The following is a 22,126-nucleotide window of genomic DNA, read 5'->3' as shown; positions in this document are numbered from 1 at the left end:
ACAACAAAATAAAAAAAGATAAGTTTTTTACTTATCTTCAATAAATACGACTTCTCATTACCAAAATATATAGAAAATGCATTCCATCTTTCTTAAGAATATCATATTTTTCTATATATTGAGCGTTCTTCTTTAGGGCTATCTAAGAAATTTAGCGCTTTTTCACATATGTAACTATTTTTAGTTATGAATTTATAATCTGTTCAATTCATATTTCATCCAAAACTTTTTTGAGTTTGAATGACTTTTACCACTTTATAATTCAGTTCTACGGGCAAAATCTACAAATCTAAACTTATCAGGACGATGTTTAGAAATAGTATATTGGAATAATGTCGCATCTTCTAAATATGTATAAGATTTCACACATACCAGCAAATCATAATCCTGCATATCCAATAATTCTTTTTCATGCTTACTTGCTTTCACTACAGTAATTTCTTTTCTAGCAAAACTAATCTTTAGTCCTAACTGTTTTTCAATATATTCATATAAAGAATTTTCAGCATGTTTTCTCTCTAATCCTGTAATAATATTTGCATTTAGATAATCCAAATCTAAAATAACTTTTTGTCCATCAATTTTTCTAATTCTTTCAACATGATAGACCATGCCTTCCTCCATATATAAATCTTCTTTTAACTCATCAGGTACTTCTTCTTTTAAAAAGAGATGAACAATTGTTTCAACATCTGTCTGCATAGTCTTTTGTAATTCTTTAAAACTTGTAACTCCTGAAACTGGAAAAGCAATTCTATCAACATCTAAAACAAGAGATCCCTTTCCTTTATTTTTTTGAATATAACCATTCTGTAACAATAAATTTAACGCTTTTCTAATTGTATCTCTAGAAGCATCATATTGTTTCATTAATTCATTTTCACTAGGTAAATAACTCCCTGGTTTTATATCTTTATGTTTAATTTTATTTAATAAATCCTGATAAATCATCTGATATTTACTCATCATTCCACATCCTTTATATCTAGTATACACAACTCTTTTCTTTTTATCAATAGATGTCCGTACAAGAAAAGAGTGAATTATTCACTCTTTAACTCACGACCATTCATCATATCCTGACATGTAAATAAAATAATTCCTGAAATAACAAAATTTAATACTAATGATGAATAAGAAATGATACTAAGTATTGTCATATCGTAGTTTCCATTCAATATAAAATAGACTGTAAGAATAATACTTGGTAAAGCACAAACAATCATAATAAACATTCTCATCATATTTTCAAATAATTGTGAAGAACGACTTTTTAAGATTCTTAAAGTGAGAATACTTGCACTCATAAAGACACAAATATATCCTATTAAATTAATAATGTACATAATTAATGTCAAAATATCTGTTTGATAATAGATTCCTATAATTATAAATGAAATTATTGAAACTGCACAGACTTTTAAAAATGTAGGAAGAATGACAGCTATTAATTTTTTTAATGGTTTATCAGGAATTAAATAAACTTGATAATTCTTTAATTCAGTTGCTAATTCACTATTCTGTAATGAAGAAAAAACCCAAATAACCATCATATATACAAAAAATCCAAATCCTAAACCACTAAAAATAGTCACTGCAATATAAATCCCAATCGAAACAATATCACTTAAAGAAATCAGATGCCCAGTTTTTTTCATAAGTAAGAAATTTTTTGACATAATAGCATAAGCACCATTATAAAAATGAGAATGAACATCTTTTACTTTAAGATCTTTCATTGCATTTTGATTTCCTTGTTTTAAAGACTTATAACGTTTAGAATAATCCAATGAATCTTGAATAGCCTGCTCATAAAAATCACCTTTATAATTAATAAATAAAACATATATTAAAATAAAACCTACAATCAATAATCCCATACCAATTGCTATCATTATATTATTTCCCATCGCAAAGCCAATTAATGCTAACTTTAACCAACCAAAAACAGGTATATAGTAAAATAATGATGATTGAATAAAATCAACCATTAATGTTGTTAAACGTCCTGTTTCTAAATATGTTCCAATTAACACTCCAATAACAGCAACTATAAAAACACCAATAATCACTTTAGGTAATATTTTCAATTTCTCATCACTAATAGAAACAACATAAAGATAATCCGTTAATACTAAAAATATCATAATAGTCACAAAAACACCCAACAACAATAATCCAATAAAAGTACCATTAAAAGCTACTCCACTACTAAATCCAGCAAAGAAAACCAAAGCAAATAAACTAATAAATAAAGATTGGACAATTGTCTGCAATGTTAAATAAGCCATAATTTGTTTTCTTGTAAAAGGACCACCAAATAAATAAAAAGCATCCTCTCCAAAAAACAAAGCTTTCTTTGAAGACATCATTGTTGAAAATAACATCATTGCTAAAAAAGCAATAATCAATAAAATAGATGAATGTAAATCATAACTTACACTCATATTCGTTTGCTCATTTCCTAAAAATAAAGCAACAAAAATAAATCCATAAAGCAATATCATCAAAACAGTAAAAATAGCACTGGCAGGTTTTTTAAAAAGATTTCTGATATTTGCTTTTGATTTTAAAAACCAGAGATAAATAAGTGTTTTCATTTATTCACCATCCGTTAATTCAAAGAAATACTCTTTTAAAGACTCACCCTGCAACTCATCTTTCATAACATGTTTAATAATATGCCCTTTATTCATAATATAAGCTTCATCAAATATTTCACTCACAATATCAATAATATGTGTACTAATCAAAATCGCACATCCTTCATCAGCCAAACGTCTAAATATGTGCAAAGTTTCTTCAATACTCGCTGGGTCTAATCCAACCATTGGTTCATCTATTAATAAAGCTGTTGGTTCTATCATAATAGCCAACAACATACTTAACTTCTGAGTCATTCCTTTACTTAATTCTTTAGCCATTTTCTTTCTTTTTTCTGTTAATTTAAAAAGATCTAAATATTTTTCTGCTTTTTGTTTATAATCTTCAATCTGATAAGCATGACCAATAAAATCAATATGTTCTTCAACTGTCAATAAATCATATAAAACAGGTGTTTCTGGAACATAGCCAAAACAACGTTTTGCTTCAATTGTTTCATTAGGATGACTACAAATTTTAATTTCCCCTTCAAATTTTAATAAATTTGCAATACTTTTAATAGTTGTTGATTTTCCAGCACCATTTGGTCCTAATAAAATTGTTATTTTTCCTGTATCAGCAATTAAATTAATATCTTCGACTGCCTTAAAATCTCCATATCTTTTAGTTAAATGATTCACTTCTATCATAATAATCCCTCCTATGTTCATTATACTTGATATCACTTTATTGTTCACTTACTTTTGGACAAAGAAAAAAGATTTTAGCCAATAACTAAAATCTATCAAGTATTTTTTCCATTTTTCCAACGCCACCTAAACGTTTGTTTGTATAAATATCCCAAGTTGTGCGAATTGTTACTAAATAACGAACATATTCTCCCATTGTCAATTCATCAGAAACTCTGATTTCAATTTTAATGATAGGATCTTTAGCTGATGCAAATTTTAAAGCCTTTTTTAATTTTTCAATATCATCAGGATGAACTTCACTAAACATATTCGGTTTAAAATGTTCTGTCCCTGTGCGTCCTAACACATTGAAATGTTCTAATGTTCGATACTCAGAATCAAATTCAAAAAAAGACTGTGATAATAATTCTGTATAAGCACGATGATAAGCACGTTCTCTTTCTAAATTATGCAAAACCAGATTATTATCTTGTATATTTGAAATTGTTTTATTACTTATTTTTTGATTTTTTTGAGAAGTCATCATAATTTTATCTTCAATATGTAAAAAGCATTCTAAAACATCAGGATTAATAACTCCACATTCTCCATTAAACATCATTTGAACAGCAGTTTGATGATCATAAGGCGGTTTATAAACACGAGTACTTGTTAAGGCATCATAAATATCAGCCACTGAAACAATTTGTGCCCAAATTGGAATTTCATTTCCTTTTAAGCCATCAGGATAACCTTTGCCATCCCATTTTTCATGATGATATCGAATCACATCATAATAAAAGCTATACGTATCATCAGTATACAACCCTTTAAAATGTTTAAGAATCTCACAACCATATTCAGTATGCTTTTTCATCTGTTCAAACTCATCATCAGTTAAACGTCCTGGCTTATTTAAAATGGTATCGCTCACTGATATTTTCCCTATATCATGAAGAATAGAAGCCATACATATTTCTGGAATCATTTCATCAGAAATATTATACTCTGGATAACATTTTTGAAATTCTCGCATTAATAACTCTGTTATAAAATGGACTCGATAAATATGTTCACCTGATTCAAAACTTCTAAACTCTACTAATGTTCCCAAAGATTCAAGCACTTCCATTCTCATATGATTAAGAATTTCAATACTTTCACGTAACTCTTTGGTTTGCGTATCAACCAGCCATTGTAAGCGATACTTATGCCTAAATAGTTCTGTTAAATTAAGAACACGTGTTTTTAAAATATCAATTCGATAAGGTTTACGAATAACCTCATCAATCTTTAACGAAACAGCTTCATTATACAATTCATCATCTTCTGTTCCATCTAATAAAAACATTGGCATTTGGGTATCAAGTTGTTCCATTATACAAAAACTTAAAAAGTTTCTAATATCCTTTTGTCCCATACTATCATCAATAACAATAGCCGCTATCTGATCTTTATAGACACAAAGATTTTGAAGTGCTTTTGTTATTTCTGTTTCAATGATTGGCTTATAATAATCAAGAAGTATTCCCGTTACTTCTTGGTTAATTTGTTCATCTTTCCCCACCATAACAATATAATTATGTTTTGTTGGCATGATTTCACCTTCCATTCTTATTTATTATATTCCATTTTATGGAAGTATGCGAGTCAATTATTGAATTTTAGATAACTTATAAAGTTCTATATTCTTTATTTTCGTTTGTTCTTTTATAATCTTATAAACAATCTGACTTAAGACATAATATCCATCATTAATAAATATTTCAAAAACTTGACCATCATAATAAATCTCTAAATCATAACGCTGATTTAATGGTGGTGTATGTGTTAAATTACAAACTTTATCCTCATGAATAGATATAGCTTCTCGATTGCACCATAAACAATCATCTTGAATATATAAATGAAGTCCACCTAAAAAAACATCCTCATTTTCTAACATTGATATACGCATTAAAAATGGTTCATCAAAATCAATTGTATTTGTTTTTTGATTAAATAATTTTTGAATATGTGGATGTACCTGCTGATAAATATGACCACCCTTTTGTGTTAAGACACGTGGCATTGTCAGCATACCACACCAATTTTCACCTTCCACTGGTTTACGCATACGTAACCAGCCAAACATCACTCGATTTTTATATTCATCAACAAATGTTTGCGGTGCATAAAAATCCAATCCATAATCAAGATACATATACGTATCTAATTTAGTGAGTGAACAAGTTTTTTCATCAAAAGCGACAGGCATAATCACAGCGTTACTATTAGGACGTGGAGCAACATCGATATTTTCAGGTGAAAAAATCATATAATCCTGTTTATCAATCGTCAAAATATCTGGACATTCCCACATATCCCCAATGGAAGAATCTATAAATCTATTTTGATATGTAAAATGCACACCATCTTCACTCTTATAAAATAAAACTTCTCCATCATATCCACACCCATTTGAGACTTTACTACCAACAACCATATAAATATACCCATCATGTCCAATCCATACCTTAGGGTCTCTTGTATGTCGTACATCCCCTAAATTTTGATCTTTGATAACATCTACAACCAAATGTTTACAATCTCGATTGTCAAAATGATAACCATCTTCTGATATAACAACTGCCTGACTTGCTATTAAATCATCATCGCTATATTGAACATGTATATATTCTGGATTTTCTTTGGCATAACGTATTGCTGTATAATAGAGATACATCTTCCCTTGATATTCTATAGCAGAACCTGAAAAACAGCCATTACGGTCGTAATATTTAGAAGGATATAAAGCAATAGGTAAATGTTCATAGTGGATAAGATCACGACTCACAGCATGTCCCCAATGCATTGTTCCCCACTCACAAGTGTATGGGAAATGCTGATAAAAAATATGATACATTCCTTGATAATAAATCAGTCCATTAGGATCATTCATCCAATTTTGTGGTGCTGTCAAATGTAATTGAGGTCTCATCAATTCATTCCTCCTTATTATTCTCCTTTTATGTTATCATTTTAAAAATAAATTTCCAATAACAAAAACATCTTTATCTCATAAAAACAGATAAAAGATGTTTCATTATTTATATCATATTCACTTTTAAAATGATGACTCCAGATAGTCAATAACATCCTTTAAAGAATCAACGATCTTTGTGGCTTTTGAAGCATAATCAGGCTCTGGATACTTCATATCAGGAACACAAATCACATCTATACGACCATTATAGGCAGCTAAAATTCCTGCTTCACTATCTTCTAAAACCAATGCTTCATCAGGAGTTACACCTAATTTTTGACATGCTGTTAAAAAGATTTCTGGATCAGGTTTCCCATGTTTAACTTCATCGCCACAAATACTATCATCAAAATAATCAACAATTTCAGCATTCTTTAAAATTTCATCAACACGTACACGAGCACTAGAGGTAGCGACTATTGTTTTATATCCATGAGTCTTTAAATATTGTAAAAGCTCATCTAACCCATCTTTCTTAGGAACATGATTTCTAAGACTTTCATCTATCCAAACATGAACATCATCCCAAACTTCTTTCATTGGAAAATTATCTCCATAGTGATCAGTAAAAACTTTACAAATACCTGCTTTATTTTTACCTAAACAATGTTTATATAAATCTTCTGTAAAATCATCATGTCCTAACATATGTAATTTCTTCACATATTCTTGATATGTCACTCTTTCACTATCTATCATTAATCCATCCATATCAAATATTATTGCTTTTTTCATAATTGACCTCCTTTTTTTCTATCATAACAATTTCTATGATGAAAATCTATTTTCATTCAAAATATGAAATTAATTTAGGAAGGTAAATGTTTTTTCATAAACGATTTAAATGAGAAAGTATTGGTTATAGTTGTTAATAAATCTGAAATAGGTTCAGCTAAAATAACAGCATATAATCCATATGGTAATAAATAAGGTAAGATATAGATAAGTGGGATTAATAAAATAATCTTACGATAAAATGCAAAGAAAAAAGATCGTTTACCAAATCCTAAAGATGTATATGTTTGCTGATATGTTGAATTGGCTCCTAAGATAATCATTCCAAATACATAGACTCTTAACATCTCACTACTTAATTGAATGAGTGCACTATCTTTCGCAAACAAACTTACAAATACATTAGGGAATATTTCCATAGCCAAAACACCAATTATTGAATATGCCAGTGAAACTTTAATGGCTAAGGAAACAGTTTCTTTCACACGATGATAATGCTTAGCACCATAATTGTAACTAATAATCGGTTGTGTTCCCTGAGCAATTCCTTCCATTGGTAAAAGTAATATTTGTGACATAGACATAAGGATTGTCATAGAACTTACAGCTAAATCACCACCAAAAAATAACAATTGACGATTAAAAGAGACTTGTAAGATACCTTCTGTTGAACTCATAAAGAATGGTGAAAACCCTAAGCCTAATACTTTTTTCATAATTGATAAGTCTAATTTTAAATGTTCTTTTTTGATTTGTATTGTTGACTTTGGTCCTAGTAAAAACTTCATAACCCAAATACATGAGACAAATTGTGACAATACTGTTGCTACTGCTGCACCTGCAACATCCATTTTAAAAACAAAAATAAAGATTGGATCTAAAACAATATTTAAAATACCACCAATCAATAATGTCATCATTCCATATTTTGCAAATCCCTGTGCATTTATGAAATAATTTAATCCTACACTTAACTGAACAAAAATTGTTCCAATTAAATAAATACTCATATAATCCATCGCATAAGGTAAAGTATTTTGACTTGCTCCAAATAACAATAAAATATCTTCACCAAATAAAAATAATACTCCCATAATCAAAATAGAAGATATAAGTAAACTTACCAAACAATTCCCTAAAATCTTTTCAGCAACATCTATTCTTTTTTCTCCTAACTTAATTGAAGCAAGTGGTGCTCCACCACGACCAAATAAATTTGTAAAAGCTGTAATGATTGTAATAATTGATGCACATAATCCAATCCCTGCAATTGCTAATGCACCATCAGGTAATCGTCCAATAAAAATACGGTCAACCATATTATAAATAAGAGTAGTTAATTGTGCTAAAATAGAAGGCAAAGCAAGTGACCATAATAATTTTGATATTTTCTCATTTTCAAGTCTTTCATTCATCCTCTCCACCTCCTAAATTCTGATAAACCCTTCTTAACCAATAATGATATTTCTCTATCTCCTCTTGACTCATCCCCTGATAAGCCATCGCTTCAAATTCTCTTTGAATAGCCTGTATTTTTTTAACTAAATCTTTAGCATTTTCTGTTACTTTTAAAGTATTACAACGACGATTTTTTAAATCACATTGTCTTTCAACATAGTGCTTTGAAACAAGTTTTTCAATCGCAATAGAAACATGTCCTTTTGATATTCCTCTCCTATTCACAATATCTTGTGCATGATTATATTCTGGATTATTAGATAAAAAAGCCAAAACATCTATTTCTATTTGTGTTATTTGTTCTTCTTGAATAAGCTCATCAAATAATGAATTATATTTTTTAATGATATATGGATGAATAGCAAATGTAAAAGTTTTCATATTCTTTCTCCTAACTGTTTATTTTTGAACAGTTATATAATAAACAAATAATGAATATATGTCAATAATAATTTATAATATGAAAAGATGATTTCACATACACAAAAATAATATGTTATACTAAAATTAAGAAGGGGATGGTACTATGACAATAAACAAAAAAAGAATTTTATTAATTATTTCTCTTTTACTCCTTGCAATAATACTCATATGTGCTCCAAGGTTTATCAATGTGAATTCTATTCATGAATATCATTCTATTGATGAATTTGAAAAAGAAACACAGTTAAGTTTTTATGATTTATATGATTTTGAGCATTTTGTTCAAAATCATCAAAAACAATTACTTCGTGATGAAAGTGATTTTATTCTCCATTATGATGAGGAGAATCCTTCAAGTTATTCATATATTTCTAATGTTAATGAGAATAACTCATATAGTGTTGATTTTCACTTTATCAACACTATACCAAATCATTATAATCAAGTTGAACAGATTGGTGATTCTACCTTATATACTTTTACTCAAGATGATAATACAAAAAGATATTTCATTGTTGTTTTCAATCAGTTAAAGTATGAATTTTCTTTTCATAATACAAATCATCTTGATGATACTTATATTATTGAAAAAGCCAAAGAATATGTTGCATTGAATCAAGAATATCATAATCAATAATGCTAAAAAGGAGTCAAAATTGACTCCTTTTATTTCGCTTTTAAAAGATATAAACGTGATAAGTAATCACCATCACCATCTTTATTTTCTCCACAAGAACTATCACTTGTGATTAACCCTGCATTCATTAATTCATCACCATAACAATCTATATCATGGATAGAAACATGATATTCCTTATCAGGATCTAATCCCATTAATTTCACTCTTCGATATCCTTGATTGACTTCTTGTAATGGCCGATAATATCCTACAATGGCTGTATTTTGATCTTTAGAAACAACCATCCAAACTGTTTCATTACCTTCAAAAGGACTCTTTAAACGATAGAATGTTCCAAATTGAATAACTTCACGATAAGTTTTCATAAATTGTACTTGTTCTTTAATTTCATTTTGTTCTTCACAAGATAATTTATTTAAATCTAGTTCATATCCAAAAGTCCCAAAATAGGCAACATTAGCACGTGTTTGTAAAGGTGTTTTTCTAAAAACCTGATGATTAGGAACTGCTGAAACATGGGCTCCCATACTTGAGATTGGATAAACCAAAGATGTTCCATATTGAATTTTTAAACGTTCAATAGCATCTGTATCATCACTTGTCCAGCACTGTGGTGCATAATATAGCATACCTGGATCAAAACGTGCACCACCACTTGCACAAGATTCAAATAGAATTTCTGGGAACTTCGTTGTTAACTTATCATACAGATGATAAACACCTAAGATATATTCATGCATTACTTTCCCCTGATCTTGAGCACTATGCACATAAGAGTACACTTCACTCATACATCTATTCATATCCCATTTGATATAAGTGATATGTGATTCTTCAATCACTTTTGCCATCATATTATAAATATATTCAACAACCTCAGGATTAGAAAAATCTAATACATATTGATTACGACCATGAGATGTATGTCGATTTGGTGTTTCTAATGTCCATTCTGGATGTGTGCGATACAAGTCAGAATCTTTATTGACCATCTCTGGTTCAAACCAAATTCCAAACCTCATACCTAAATCAACTATCTTTTGTGATAAACCACTGATTCCTTCAGGTAATTTTTCTAAATTAGGATACCAGTCTCCTAGACCAGCATTATCACTATTTCTTTGACCAAACCAGCCATCATCTAAAACAAATAACTCAATACCAAGCTTTTGAGCTGTTTTAGCAATACCTAAAATCTTTTCCTCGTTAAAATCAAAATAAGTTCCTTCCCAATTGTTCACAAGAATTGGTCTCACCTGGTCTCTATATTGACCTCTAGCCAAACGTTTTTGATAAAGTTCATGATAAGTCTGCGACATCTGATTCAATCCACAATTACTATACACCATAACAACTTCAGGTGTTTGGAATGACTCTCCTGGATTTAATGGCCACGTAAAAGCATGAGGATGAATTCCCATAGTGACTCTAGATACATTATAAGTATCTACTTCTACCTGTGCTAAGAAATTGCCACTATATACCAAACTGAATCCTAAAACTTCACCTTCGTATTCATTACACATTGGTCTTTTTAAAGCTATAAAAGGATTAAAATTATTGCTTGAACAACCTCTTAATGAATAAATAGACTGAATCCCATGTTCTAATTTTCGATTTTGAATATGACGTTCACGTGACCAAGCTCCTGTTAATTCAATCATTTCATAATCTTTATCAGGTAAATCTAAGGACATACTCATCATTTGATTTAAAATTAAGTTTTGACTGCCACAATTTTGACAATAAGCATTTCTTGTAATAACTGCTAAATCTTCATATATTGTATAACTTAAAATAATTTTTGTTTGAATAACTTCATCAAATAATGTAATAAGCAATGTTGTTGCTTCTTGATTGTTTTCTACATAAGTAGCAGGAAGATTTTCCAATGATGGTTTACCTGCAATGATTTGATGTTGCTGATATGTGAAATGGACAATATGACTTCCATTCTCCTGAATAATATCCATTGCTGGATGACGCATATCTCCCGAACCATAAGCAGGATACTCTTGTTTAATATGTTCTAAAGAAAATGTCAAATCTCCTTCAAATGCACAAGGTGCCATTGGTCTTTGGATTGTTTCAAAAAGATGATCAAAATCTTCACGATCATTCACTCTTTTTCCATAATACAATTGACCTAATTGCTGATTTTTTAAAACTTTAAAGATATAACTGATTTTTTGATTATATAAATGAAAAGTTTGACTTGATTTATGATATTGAATTGGCATATTGATCCTCCTGTAATTTCAAAGTTAATTGTTCATTATCATCTTCTTCATTAACGATTAACATTTCTCCATTTTCCTGTTTTCTTAGATTTAAAATAGTCATAATTCTTGTAAGATATTCACCATTTAACTTATAGTATTTTTTATAGATAATAAAACTAACAACCACAAACACCATTGGTAAAGCAATCATGATAATACGCATTCCATTTAAAGTTGTTGCTGATTGAATTGCATCAGGAATATATCCAGTAGCATCTAAAGCAAATCCTGTAAATAAGGCTCCCATCGCAGAAGCAAATTTCACTAACAAAGTTTGAATGGAAAAGATAACAGACTCATTACGTGTCCCTAATTTATATTCTCCGTAATCTACGACATCTGCTAATACAACTGTCACTGTTCCTAGTTGTAAACCAGAACCTAACTTCACACAAATTCCTGCTAAAGCAGTCAAAAGATAATTTTGTGGCATAAATACACCTGTTAAAAATAAGACTATTAAACCAATAACTGGGATTCCACTTGCTAAAGCATAAACTTGTTTTTTAGTCATATATTGAGCTAATCTTGGAAAAATCAATAATCCAAAGATTTCTGCAAATCCGGCAAACATTGTAAAGATAGAGAATAATGCTTTGTTTCCTACAACATATATAAAGTAATATGTTTGAACACCACTTATACAGTTCATAGCAAAATTAAAAGTCAAAATAACACCAATAGCAACTAATAACTGATCATTTTGTTTAATAACTTGAAGCACTTGTTTAAATGATGTTTTCTCAGTTTTCTTTGTTTCAATACGATCTGCCGATTTCACATTTACGACAGTAATTCCAACTGTTACAATAAAGATAATTGCGATTAACCATGCAAAATTTGTAAATCCTGCTTGAGCATTTCCATGCCCAATAAAATCCATAATCTGTAAACCAAATCCACCAACCAATAAAGAACCACCAATTGAAGCAAAAATTCTTGGAATAACTGCGACTTTATCACGTTCTTTAGGATCAGATGTTAAATTTGGTAACATTGACCAATAAGGAATATCCATAATGGTATAAGTCATTCCCCATAAAATATACATCACTGTTGCAAAGACATATAATGAAGTTCCAGACAATCCCCAATCAGTAAATAAACAAACCAAAACTATTGCATTTATAATTGTTCCAATAGCTAACCAAGGTCTAAACTTTCCCCATCTTGTATGGGTATTATCTACAACCATTCCCATTCCTAAATCATTCACAGCATCCCAAAATTTTGCCAAGAAAAATAACGTTCCTACAAATGCTGCTGATAACTTCAAAACATCTGTAAAATATAACATACAATAAGTAAAGATAATACCACAGCACATATCCTTACCAATAGCTCCTATTCCATAAGAATACTTTTCTTTAAAAGATAATTGATCATTCATCATTAAGCCTTCCTTTCAATTAATATAAATGGTTCATTAGCATTCACCATACCATATTGTGTTACTGTTATATTTTTACGATTCAAATTCGTAAAAACAAATGGTGTCACATTAATACAATGATGTGCATTTAATATCTGTGAATCAAACTTCAATAATATATCACCTTGTTTAACTTCATCCCCAGATGAAACAAAAACCTCAAATCCATGTCCATTTAACTTATTCGTATCTAATCCTACATGAATCAAATACTCAACACCCTGACTCTTTAAAGCAATCGCATGTTTTGCTTCAAAAATAAACTCCACTTTTCCATCAATTGGAGCATAAACAGTATCTCCAGTTGGAAAAATAACAACTCCCTCACCAGTTAATCCTTTTGAAAAAACTTCATCCGGACAATATTCCAAGGGGCTAACTTTTCCTTCAATTGGACAACAAACAGTTAATTCCTTTGTAAACAATCCCATAAATCAATCTCCTTTTTTATATTGAAAGCGCTTTTTATAGTTGAATTATAACATTAAGACATATGAAAGAAAGTATCAGATGTTTATAAAATATGTCCAAATGTTAGAATAATACGCTTACATCATAAATATATCCACCTTTATGTTAGATAATAATATAGTCGAAATAACATATGGACATATTCATATAACATTAAGAATAAAAATCAATTATGCTTAAAATACATAGTTATTCATTCCAAACAAGTATTAGACATCCCAAGCAACAAAACATACAATATAAATATAAAGAAATGAAGGAGAGACAAATATGAGTAGAGAAATATTAGCCAATGAACTTTATCAAAAATTATATGGTGAAACCCAACAAGCCAATGATCAAGAATATCAAGAAATCATGAAACGTTATATCTATGGTGATGTGTATCAACATGGTCATTTAAATGACCAATTAAGAGAGTTGATTTTAATTGTTGTACAAGCAACAAATCATACTTTAAAAGCATTAAAAAAACATACCCTTGCAGGTATTCGTGTTGGTTTATCACAGATTGCTATGAAGGAGGCACTTTATCAATGCAGCCCTTATATAGGTTATGGAAAAGTTGATGAAGCATTAGATGCTATGAATGAAGTTTTCCAGCAAGAAGGTATCTCTTTATCATTAGAATCACAAAGTACAACGCATGAAGAAACACGTTTTGATAAAGGCTTTGCAGTGCAGTCAGCAGCTTTTGGTCAAGAACGTATTCAAGCCGGTCATGATCAGGCGCCTCAAGAATTAAAGCATATCCAAAATTATTTATCAGCCCATTGTTTTGGTGATTTTTATACACGTAAAGGCCTTGATTTAAAAACACGTGAATTACTTACCTTTGTTATGCTGGCAAGTTTGGGTGGATGTGAAAATCAGTTAAGAGCTCATACCAAAGCTAATATAAGGGTTGGGAATACAAGAGAAATACTGATTGAAACAATTACACAATGTCAGCCATACATTGGTTTCCCACGTACACTCAATGCAATTACTATTATCAATGAAATCACTTTATAAGAAAAAAGCTATGATAGAGGTGCTCAAAGTCTATCATAGCTTTTCATTTAGTTTCCGCCTGGACCATCTTGTCTTTTTCTTTCATCTGGATAATACTTAAGATTGTTATTGGTCCATTGATTGTTATATGCTGTTTTCTTAGATTCTGATTGTTTGTTTTTTTCTTTATCTTGCGACATATTCTTCACTCCTTTTCCATTATTATGTGTGGTAATCATTGAAAATATACTTATTATTTTATGATATTATGCGTTATAATAATGTCGAGGTGAACGTGATGAAACATCAAGTAGAAGTTTTTTGTGGCAGTTATTATGATGCAAAACAAGCAGAATATGGTGGTGCAACTTGTATTGCTTTAAGTCATTATCAGTATCAGCAAGGATTAACACCAAGTATTGGAGAACTTTTAAAAGTTAAAGAAAATACAAGTTTAGAAGTTATCTGTATATTAAGACCTAGATTATCTGGATATTATTATAATGATGAAGATATAGAAACAATGTTTTTAGATGCTGAGGTTTTATTGGATAATGGTGCTGATGGTATTGCTTTTGGTTTTTTAGATATTGATAGAGATATCAATATCAGTCAAACAAGAAAAATGATTGAACTCATTCACTCTTATCATAAAAAAGCTATCTTTAATCAGGCTATAGACTATGTAGATGATATTGATTCGAGCATGAATATTTTAATTACGATGGGTATAGATGGCATTTATACCAAAGGATTACAAAATGATATATATTCAGGTAAAGAAATGATAAGTTATTTGCAAAGTGCTTATGGTGAACATTTAGAAATAACTGCTGTATGGGATGATAATCAAAAAGAAAAGATTAATCAATTTATAAAAGAAACAGGTATTTATAGAATTCAATGTATTTGTTTAAAACAAAGTATTGAACCAACGACTCATTCATATGCAAGTATTGATTGGGAAATGGTGGAAGCAATAATTGAAGAAGTTGAAGAAGATGTTTATGATTTTGAAATTATATAATTCATTTTCATATTATGAATGTTATATCTCCTCTGATTAATTTATAGTATAATATTTAAAAAAGGAGGCAAAATGAATGGAATATCTTGTTTTAGATGTAGGAGGAAGTGCTATTAAGTATGCACTTATGAATGATGAATTAGAAATGTTAGAAAAGGGAAAAGTTCCAACACCCCATGATACTTTAGACAACTTTAAAAATGCAGTACACAATATATACAACCAATACAAAGAAAGAGTAGATGGTGTTGCTATGTCTTTACCTGGGTTGATTAATAAACATACCAAAAAGGTACAAGTTCCTGGTGCACTGACATATAACTTAGATGTTGATATTGTCAAAGAGTTACAAGCAGTCACTACTTCTAGATTAACAATTGAAAATGATGCCAAATGTGCGGCTTTATGTGAAGTTGAACATGGAAGTCTAAAAGGAACAGATGTTGGTGCAGTCTGCATTATTGGAAGTGGTATCGGTGGTGGTATTACTATTGGAGATAAAGTCTTTACTGGAACTCATGGTTTTGCAGGTGAATTTAGTTATTTGTCTGATGATTGGACAAAAAAAGAAGGTTTTGATGGAAAATGGGGATATGATGGTAGTGCCCTTAAATTGGTAGCTATGATTGCGAAGGCTGTTGGAAAAGAACCAAAGGAAATAGATGGTTTACAAGCTTTTGAGTATTGTAATCAAGGTGATGAACGTGCTTTATCAGCATTAAAAGCTTTTTGTGATACGATTGCTATGGGATTGTTTAATATTCAGGCAACTGTTGATCCAGATAAGATTGCTATTGGTGGTGGAATTAGCCAACAAGCTATATTACATGAATACACTCAAAAATCATTGGATGAACTTTATGAAAAAATGCCAATTCCAATACCTCAAGTACAAATTGTTCCTTGTACTTATTATAATGATTCAAATCTTATTGGGGCACTTGTTAATTATCAAAAAATATATAATAAAAAATAGGCGTTATGCCTATTTTTCTTTAATTTCATGAGGATCTTCCATTCGTGTTTTTTCGTGATCTAAACGATATTGTTTTCTATATTCTTTAGGTGATATTTGATGATATTGTTTAAAGGCTTTAGAAAATGATAATTGATTCCCATAGCCACATGAGAAAGATATTTGATTAATTGTTAAATCTGTAGTTACAAGAAGTTCTTCAGCCTGATTCATGCGATATCTTTTGATAAATTCTTGTGCTGATAAATGCAAATGCTGTTTAAAAAGTGTTGTTAGATAACTTCTATTTAAAGATAAATAATCTGCAATTTCCTGAACTGTAATCACATTTTGATAATTATTTTGAATGTATTCTAATGCTTTTTGGATATAAGAATTATCACTCTGATGCGTATCTTCTTTATATGTTAAATTGGCACTTTTCATTAAATAAGATAAAAAGTGAAAAAACTCTCCTTGAATAAACATTTCATTACTATAACTTAATTTATAATGAGCCAACATCGAGATCATCGTTTCTCGTATTTCATCAATATATTCACAATGAACAACTAAATTCTGTTCATTCAAACGACAACGTTCTAAATATAGTTTTGCTTTCTGTCCATCAAATCCCACCCATGCATATGTCCATGGATCTTCCATATCAGCACGATAAAACGTTACATTTTGAGGTGTGATTAAAAATGCATCACCTGCTTTGATATGATATATTTTATTATGAACATGATATTCGCCCTTACCAGACAAACAATAATGAATAAGATAATGCTGTCGAACTGCCGGTCCATAGGAATACCCTGGTGTACATGCCTGCATACCACAGAATTTAACATAGAGATCTTCAAATGATTTATTTGTTATTTCTAAAGATGAATACATAATTATCCCTCCACAACGATTGCGAATTTCATCGCATCATATGCCGTTTGAAATGTCTGAAAAGAAACTTCTGTCAATTTTCTATCAGCCGGATCTTTAATATAAAAGATTTTCTTTTCCTTGTCATAACCATTAACCAATACAATATGTAAATTACTTGTGACTTTGCCAAAATAATAATTTTCCATAACAGGTTTTGTAAACTTACCAGTAACCCAGGCAATAACTGGATGATCATTAGCTAATTCATCCATAATCTGATCCAAATCACTGCCAGATATATCTCTCATTTGAGCATATTTATAAGTGGCTTTAATCAAGGCTTGAGGAAAAACTGTATAATAATCGCCAAGATGTGTGGCTCTTGAAAAAGGGTCACCAGAAAATCCTTCATAAGGAGTTTCTGACTGAGGAACGACACCAATAAATGAGTGTAAATCAGTATTTATTTTATTTTTATATTTCAATGCCATATAAAGTGAGGTTGCTTCACAACCATTTGGAGCATCGACATCCATTTGATTATAATATGGAACATCTAAAATCTTTTTTGATGGGATATGATAAGTTATTTTATCTTGGATTTTCACAGTGATTTGACGTGCTTCATATCCTATGTCACCGTATGAATTTTCAGATATTAATATTTTTGCAGGATAATCCCCGACTTTGTGGAAATTCACTTGTGAAGTATCAATATTTGTTAAATACATTCTATAAGGAGCTTCAACTGAATAATGCTGGTAGAAATCAAAATCAACATCATCTTTTTTGACTGCAATGATATTAGGTCCTAAGACGGTTGGAGAACGAGTGACTACCACACAAATAGTAAAATCAACGGTTTCATCAAAATACTTAATTGAACAGTCATAAGTTCCTTCACTCTCACAAAAAGCTATCGCTCTTCTTTCATTTGATAATTCAAGTGGTCTTTTGGTGACTTCCATTTTTGCATTTTCTCTAATACTATTGATATTATCATCCGTTAATCCATCTAAATCTAAATAACATAATGGTTCTTTTACAATAGCATTCCCTAATTCCACATGAAAAACATCATATTTTAATTTTAAATATGTCTTTTCCTGATGACAACCATACAATAATCCCACAACAAAACACATAGAGATCCATATTTTTATTAATTTTCTCATTTTATTACTCCCTTTAAAAGAAAAGAGTCCAAAGACTCTTATTTCTGATAGTTACATTGATAAACAAAAACATCAAATAACTTTTGCATTTGTTCATTTTTTTCACACATACATTCAGGATGAAATTGAACACCAACAATATTGAGAATATGATGCTGAATAGCTTCAACAATACTATCTTCACTTCTCGCAACAATTCTAAAGTCATCAGCAATTTTTTTAATTGACTGATGATGAAAACTATTAACATAAGCTTTATCTCCAAAAATCGGAAATAAGAAACTATCTTTTTTTATTCTAATAACATGAGTTGGGTAATCACGTCTTTCTTGTTGTTCATGTTGAAAAACATATTCATTAGCATTACGATTATCCTGAAATAGTGTTCCACCGAAAGTCACATTAATGATTTGTAACCCTCGACATATTCCTAAAATAGGAATATTTTTTTCAGCACATTGCTTAATGACTTGAATCTCATATTGGTCACGATGTGAATCAGATGTCCTTTGTTCAAATTGCCAGTTTTCATGATAAAACAAAGGATTAACATCTACCCCACCAGTTACCAATAAACCATCAATACGCTGAATCTGTTCTTCTAAAATATCAGATTGCCCTGTCACCGATAACAGCAAAGGAATACCACCTGCTCGCTCTATTGCTGCAATATACTCTTGTTGCACATATTGTTCATATCTTCCCTCAACACATCTTTCGCTACATGTTATTCCAATAATCGCTTTCATATATCTCACTCTCTTAAAATATTTTTATCTTTGTTTCTATTTTATCATTGCCCCTATCACAAAGCAATGGCTTTAAAGCTCTAAATCACAATTCAATAACAACTCTTGATATCAATCAACTTTTATATATTTTATTGGCTATGATTCATTCGATTATTATTTTGTGTTCGTAACCATTTTTCTAATATCTTTTCTAATTTCTTCATATCAATTGGTTTAGAGATATAATCATCAAATCCTTCTTTTAAAAACATTTGCCTCGCTTCTTCTGTTGCATTAGCAGTTAAAACAACAATCGGAATATCGTGATATTTTTTATCTGGTAAACTTCTTATTGTATGCAAAGTTTCGACACCATCCATAATAGGCATCATGTGATCCATAAAAATTAAATCAAAATCTTTTTCTTTGATCATGTCTATTGCTGCTAGACCAGATTGTGCCCCTTCTGTTTCAATACCATAAAAGCCAATAATTTCCTCGGCAATTTCTCGATTAATTTGATTATCATCAACAACTAAAACACGCATATATGATAATGGAGCAATATCTTCATTTTCAACAAGATATTGATGAGAATGATTTTTATGTTTTGAAAGAAGTGAGACAAGCTGTAAACCAAATAAAGGAGTATAGATTGTTAATTCTGTTTGTTGAACTGATAACAGTGATGTATTATTTTGTTTTAACAAAATAATAATCTTGTCTAAATCTATGTCTTTTGGAATTATATCTCGTAAACTTTGATTAACTAAAATATAATCAAAGTGATGATTTGATATTTGATTTAAAAATTCTGTTTCATTTTGACACATTGTATAAGATATCTTCAATTGATCTAAATATCTCTGATAGAACTCTCTTAATATATCAGATTCTTCTACAATACAAAAATGTTCTAAACACGCTGGACAATCTAGTAACCTCTCCTGATTTTGAATCTCTTGTCTAACAACTGCTGTAAAAGTTGAACCAACTCCAAATTCACTCTCCACACTTATATATCCACCCATCAGTTCACATAACGATTGACAAATAGCGAGTCCTAATCCTGTACCTTCCTGTGAATGATTATAATGGCTATCTACTTGACTAAAACTTTCAAACAATTTTTCTAAATTCTGTTTTTTAATACCAATTCCTGTATCTTCCACCTGCATTTTTAAATAATCATGATTATCTTTATGCAACAGTGAAATCCTCACCTTAATATATCCTCTTTCTGTAAATTTAATAGCATTACCAACAATATTAACAAGAATTTGTTTGATCCTTATCATATCACCAATAAGTTGACTTGGAACATTTTCATCTATATCAACAAGAAAATAGATATCTCTATTTTCTAATTTTATAGCCGCTAATGCTGTTATATCATATAATAGCGCTTCTAATTCATAAGGTTCATTTACAATTGAAAATTTACCTGATTCAATCTTTGAAAAATCTAAAATATCATTAATAATTGATAATAAGCTTTTGCTTGAACTCAAAATATTTTGAACATAATTTCTTTGATTATATTTCAAATCACTTCTTAACAATATTTCTCCAGTTCCAATAATTGCATTCATAGGTGTTCTAATTTCATGACTCATATTGGCTAAGAAAATAGATTTAGCAGCTGATATATGTTTTTGTTTTTCAGATATAATCCATGAAATACCTGCAAAGATAAATAAACCAAAAAAGACAATAACAATACAACTTGTCATTAAAATTAATTCTCTCATCAAAACATCTGTTTTCGCTGTTACCACATCTTTATCAACAATATTAATAATTCTCCATGAATTAATAGCTAGTGAAGTATAGTAGGCATATCTTTCTTCACCCATTTGTGTATAATGAATCATTCCTGAATCACCATTTTGAATATGGCTTTTTATATCATTTAAATTCATATCATCTGCAAGTGTAGCATTTTCAAGAATCCTATAAAAATTACCATAATCCATACTTTTATTATGTAAAATCAAATCTCCCTTTTGATCTATAATATAAGAGTAACCTTCACCTTGAAAACTTTCCACCTCTAAAGCATCATCAAGTTGGGCGGAATCTATCATCGCTGATATAGCACCTGTAGGTTCCCTATTTTCATCAAATAATGGAACTGTCAGTATTATTCCTGAAACAACATGGTCATAAAAGATTTTATGTTCTAAATCACTGATTGATGTTTGACCTAAAAGTGCTTTTTGAAAATAAGATTCATTTTTGATATAACCACTTTGTGTTGATTCAGTTGCATAAAAATCACCATTCTTATAAGCATATCCTATATATGCAAATTTTTGTCTTTTCGCAATACTATTTAGATAATCTAATTTTTTATTTTCTGGAATAACCAATAATGAATTTGCAGCATCCTGTAAAGAATTTTTTGTGTTTTCTATTGCTGCTTCTGTATAAATTGTAATATGATTAGCAATTTCTGATAAATGGGCTTTATTCTCTTCTATTAATGTTTCATCAAATTTATGTATATACATAAATGAAATCCACACAAAAATCCCTATAAAAACAATAGAAACAACACAAATAATCCATATTTGAAGATGTTCATGAATATTCTTTTTTATTTTTTTCATGACAAGA

20 protein-coding genes are annotated in these 22,126 nt (G+C 29.7%); 4 read left to right on the top strand and 16 right to left on the bottom strand.

What is annotated here, in order from left to right; all coding sequences use genetic code 11:
• Window positions 1-255: 255 nt before the first annotated feature.
• The 8 genes from treR to BN1865_RS10250 form a co-directional block, all read right to left on the bottom strand.
• Window positions 256-966 carry a trehalose operon repressor gene (gene treR / locus BN1865_RS10285; RefSeq protein ID WP_198527271.1) on the bottom strand — a complete coding sequence of 237 codons (711 nt, stop codon included), beginning with the start codon at window positions 964-966 and terminating at the stop codon, window positions 256-258.
• A 77-nt stretch (window positions 967-1,043) separates the two neighbouring features.
• Window positions 1,044-2,600, bottom strand: a complete 1,557-nt coding sequence (locus BN1865_RS10280) for a putative ABC exporter domain-containing protein (RefSeq protein WP_050637166.1) — start codon at window positions 2,598-2,600, stop codon at window positions 1,044-1,046.
• Entirely contained in the window at window positions 2,601-3,293 is a 693-nt protein-coding gene (locus BN1865_RS10275; protein WP_050637165.1) for an ABC transporter ATP-binding protein, read from the bottom strand.
• A gap of 85 nt (window positions 3,294-3,378) precedes the next feature.
• On the bottom strand, window positions 3,379-4,887 hold the full coding sequence (locus BN1865_RS10270; protein WP_082189969.1) for an HD domain-containing phosphohydrolase: 1,509 nt from the start codon (window positions 4,885-4,887) through the stop codon (window positions 3,379-3,381).
• A 42-nt stretch (window positions 4,888-4,929) separates the two neighbouring features.
• Window positions 4,930-6,255, bottom strand: a complete 1,326-nt coding sequence (locus BN1865_RS10265; RefSeq protein ID WP_050637163.1) for a glycoside hydrolase family 32 protein — start codon at window positions 6,253-6,255, stop codon at window positions 4,930-4,932.
• 126 nt (window positions 6,256-6,381) lie between these two features.
• Window positions 6,382-7,035 (bottom strand): HAD family hydrolase, encoded by a 654-nt coding sequence (locus tag BN1865_RS10260; protein WP_050637162.1) that lies wholly within the window; start codon window positions 7,033-7,035, stop codon window positions 6,382-6,384.
• 74 nt (window positions 7,036-7,109) lie between these two features.
• Window positions 7,110-8,450: an MATE family efflux transporter gene (locus BN1865_RS10255; RefSeq protein ID WP_050637161.1), complete on the bottom strand. Its 1,341-nt coding sequence runs from the start codon at window positions 8,448-8,450 to the stop codon at window positions 7,110-7,112.
• A complete protein-coding gene (locus BN1865_RS10250) occupies window positions 8,443-8,874 on the bottom strand; it encodes a MarR family winged helix-turn-helix transcriptional regulator (protein WP_050637160.1) in 432 nt (143 codons plus the stop codon). Before BN1865_RS10250 ends, BN1865_RS10255 begins: the two co-directional genes overlap by 8 nt.
• Window positions 8,875-9,019: 145 nt before the next feature.
• On the opposite strand from BN1865_RS10250, the gene BN1865_RS10245 reads away from it, so the two are divergent.
• Entirely contained in the window at window positions 9,020-9,553 is a 534-nt protein-coding gene (locus tag BN1865_RS10245) for a hypothetical protein (RefSeq protein ID WP_050637159.1), read from the top strand.
• 29 nt (window positions 9,554-9,582) lie between these two features.
• On the opposite strand, the gene BN1865_RS10240 is transcribed toward BN1865_RS10245, so the two are convergent.
• Genes BN1865_RS10240 through BN1865_RS10230 form a run of 3 tightly spaced genes read right to left on the bottom strand, consistent with a single transcriptional unit; the run spans window position 9,583 to window position 13,701 of the window.
• Entirely contained in the window at window positions 9,583-11,796 is a 2,214-nt protein-coding gene (locus BN1865_RS10240) for an alpha-galactosidase (RefSeq protein ID WP_050637158.1), read from the bottom strand.
• A complete protein-coding gene (gene melB / locus BN1865_RS10235; RefSeq protein WP_232780369.1) occupies window positions 11,777-13,228 on the bottom strand; it encodes a melibiose:sodium transporter MelB in 1,452 nt (483 codons plus the stop codon). Before melB ends, BN1865_RS10240 begins: the two co-directional genes overlap by 20 nt.
• A 2-nt stretch (window positions 13,229-13,230) precedes the next feature.
• Window positions 13,231-13,701 carry a PTS sugar transporter subunit IIA gene (locus BN1865_RS10230; protein ID WP_050637156.1) on the bottom strand — a complete coding sequence of 157 codons (471 nt, stop codon included), beginning with the start codon at window positions 13,699-13,701 and terminating at the stop codon, window positions 13,231-13,233.
• A gap of 310 nt (window positions 13,702-14,011) precedes the next feature.
• On the opposite strand from BN1865_RS10230, the gene BN1865_RS10225 reads away from it, so the two are divergent.
• The gene (locus tag BN1865_RS10225) at window positions 14,012-14,755 is read left to right on the top strand and encodes a carboxymuconolactone decarboxylase family protein (protein WP_050637155.1); all 744 of its coding nucleotides are present in this window, start codon (window positions 14,012-14,014) and stop codon (window positions 14,753-14,755) included.
• Between the two features lie 47 nt (window positions 14,756-14,802).
• Here the strand turns inward: BN1865_RS10225 and BN1865_RS18960 are convergent, their stop codons facing one another.
• The gene (locus tag BN1865_RS18960; RefSeq protein ID WP_255351759.1) at window positions 14,803-14,934 is read right to left on the bottom strand and encodes a hypothetical protein; all 132 of its coding nucleotides are present in this window, start codon (window positions 14,932-14,934) and stop codon (window positions 14,803-14,805) included.
• A gap of 98 nt (window positions 14,935-15,032) precedes the next feature.
• On the opposite strand from BN1865_RS18960, the gene BN1865_RS10220 reads away from it, so the two are divergent.
• Both BN1865_RS10220 and BN1865_RS10215 read left to right on the top strand, forming a co-directional pair.
• Entirely contained in the window at window positions 15,033-15,761 is a 729-nt protein-coding gene (locus BN1865_RS10220) for a copper homeostasis protein CutC (RefSeq protein WP_050637154.1), read from the top strand.
• Between the two features lie 76 nt (window positions 15,762-15,837).
• On the top strand, window positions 15,838-16,737 hold the full coding sequence (locus BN1865_RS10215) for an ROK family protein (protein WP_050637153.1): 900 nt from the start codon (window positions 15,838-15,840) through the stop codon (window positions 16,735-16,737).
• Window positions 16,738-16,746: 9 nt separating this feature from the next.
• Here the strand turns inward: BN1865_RS10215 and BN1865_RS10210 are convergent, their stop codons facing one another.
• The 4 genes from BN1865_RS10210 to BN1865_RS10195 form a co-directional block, all read right to left on the bottom strand.
• Window positions 16,747-17,619 (bottom strand): AraC family transcriptional regulator, encoded by an 873-nt coding sequence (locus BN1865_RS10210; protein WP_050637152.1) that lies wholly within the window; start codon window positions 17,617-17,619, stop codon window positions 16,747-16,749.
• 2 nt (window positions 17,620-17,621) lie between these two features.
• Complete coding sequence (locus tag BN1865_RS10205) at window positions 17,622-18,776, bottom strand: C39 family peptidase (RefSeq protein WP_050637151.1); 1,155 nt, start codon at window positions 18,774-18,776, stop codon at window positions 17,622-17,624.
• A gap of 38 nt (window positions 18,777-18,814) precedes the next feature.
• Window positions 18,815-19,525, bottom strand: coding sequence for a gamma-glutamyl-gamma-aminobutyrate hydrolase family protein (locus BN1865_RS10200; RefSeq protein ID WP_050637150.1), 711 nt, complete (start codon window positions 19,523-19,525; stop codon window positions 18,815-18,817).
• A gap of 131 nt (window positions 19,526-19,656) precedes the next feature.
• On the bottom strand, window positions 19,657-22,119 hold the full coding sequence (locus BN1865_RS10195; protein WP_050637149.1) for a hybrid sensor histidine kinase/response regulator: 2,463 nt from the start codon (window positions 22,117-22,119) through the stop codon (window positions 19,657-19,659).
• Between the last annotated feature and the right edge of the window lie 7 nt (window positions 22,120-22,126).

This window comes from Candidatus Stoquefichus sp. SB1, from assembly GCF_001244545.1.
GTDB lineage: Bacteria > Bacillota_I > Bacilli_A > Erysipelotrichales > Coprobacillaceae > Stoquefichus.
Note: the sequence above shows the minus strand (reverse complement) of the source record. Positions and strands in the feature narration are given on the sequence as shown.

What these genes read in the sequence shown, in the direction of transcription:
- BN1865_RS10225 (WP_050637155.1), top strand. Translation starts at nt 14,012, where the DNA reads ATGAGTAGAGAAATATTAGCCAATGAACTTTATCAAAAATTATATGGT.
- BN1865_RS10215 (WP_050637153.1), top strand. Translation starts at nt 15,838, where the DNA reads ATGGAATATCTTGTTTTAGATGTAGGAGGAAGTGCTATTAAGTATGCA.
- BN1865_RS10250 (WP_050637160.1), bottom strand. Translation starts at nt 8,874, where the DNA reads ATGAAAACTTTTACATTTGCTATTCATCCATATATCATTAAAAAATAT.
- BN1865_RS10265 (WP_050637163.1), bottom strand. Translation starts at nt 6,255, where the DNA reads ATGAGACCTCAATTACATTTGACAGCACCACAAAATTGGATGAATGAT.
- BN1865_RS10210 (WP_050637152.1), bottom strand. Translation starts at nt 17,619, where the DNA reads ATGTATTCATCTTTAGAAATAACAAATAAATCATTTGAAGATCTCTAT.
- BN1865_RS10255 (WP_050637161.1), bottom strand. Translation starts at nt 8,450, where the DNA reads ATGAATGAAAGACTTGAAAATGAGAAAATATCAAAATTATTATGGTCA.
- BN1865_RS18960 (WP_255351759.1), bottom strand. Translation starts at nt 14,934, where the DNA reads ATGTCGCAAGATAAAGAAAAAAACAAACAATCAGAATCTAAGAAAACA.
- BN1865_RS10270 (WP_082189969.1), bottom strand. Translation starts at nt 4,887, where the DNA reads ATGGAAGGTGAAATCATGCCAACAAAACATAATTATATTGTTATGGTG.
- BN1865_RS10220 (WP_050637154.1), top strand. Translation starts at nt 15,033, where the DNA reads ATGAAACATCAAGTAGAAGTTTTTTGTGGCAGTTATTATGATGCAAAA.
- BN1865_RS10275 (WP_050637165.1), bottom strand. Translation starts at nt 3,293, where the DNA reads ATGATAGAAGTGAATCATTTAACTAAAAGATATGGAGATTTTAAGGCA.
- BN1865_RS10280 (WP_050637166.1), bottom strand. Translation starts at nt 2,600, where the DNA reads ATGAAAACACTTATTTATCTCTGGTTTTTAAAATCAAAAGCAAATATC.
- melB (WP_232780369.1), bottom strand. Translation starts at nt 13,228, where the DNA reads ATGAATGATCAATTATCTTTTAAAGAAAAGTATTCTTATGGAATAGGA.
- BN1865_RS10200 (WP_050637150.1), bottom strand. Translation starts at nt 19,525, where the DNA reads ATGAAAGCGATTATTGGAATAACATGTAGCGAAAGATGTGTTGAGGGA.
- BN1865_RS10205 (WP_050637151.1), bottom strand. Translation starts at nt 18,776, where the DNA reads ATGAGAAAATTAATAAAAATATGGATCTCTATGTGTTTTGTTGTGGGA.
- BN1865_RS10245 (WP_050637159.1), top strand. Translation starts at nt 9,020, where the DNA reads ATGACAATAAACAAAAAAAGAATTTTATTAATTATTTCTCTTTTACTC.
- BN1865_RS10240 (WP_050637158.1), bottom strand. Translation starts at nt 11,796, where the DNA reads ATGCCAATTCAATATCATAAATCAAGTCAAACTTTTCATTTATATAAT.
- BN1865_RS10195 (WP_050637149.1), bottom strand. Translation starts at nt 22,119, where the DNA reads ATGAAAAAAATAAAAAAGAATATTCATGAACATCTTCAAATATGGATT.
- treR (WP_198527271.1), bottom strand. Translation starts at nt 966, where the DNA reads ATGAGTAAATATCAGATGATTTATCAGGATTTATTAAATAAAATTAAA.
- BN1865_RS10230 (WP_050637156.1), bottom strand. Translation starts at nt 13,701, where the DNA reads ATGGGATTGTTTACAAAGGAATTAACTGTTTGTTGTCCAATTGAAGGA.
- BN1865_RS10260 (WP_050637162.1), bottom strand. Translation starts at nt 7,035, where the DNA reads ATGAAAAAAGCAATAATATTTGATATGGATGGATTAATGATAGATAGT.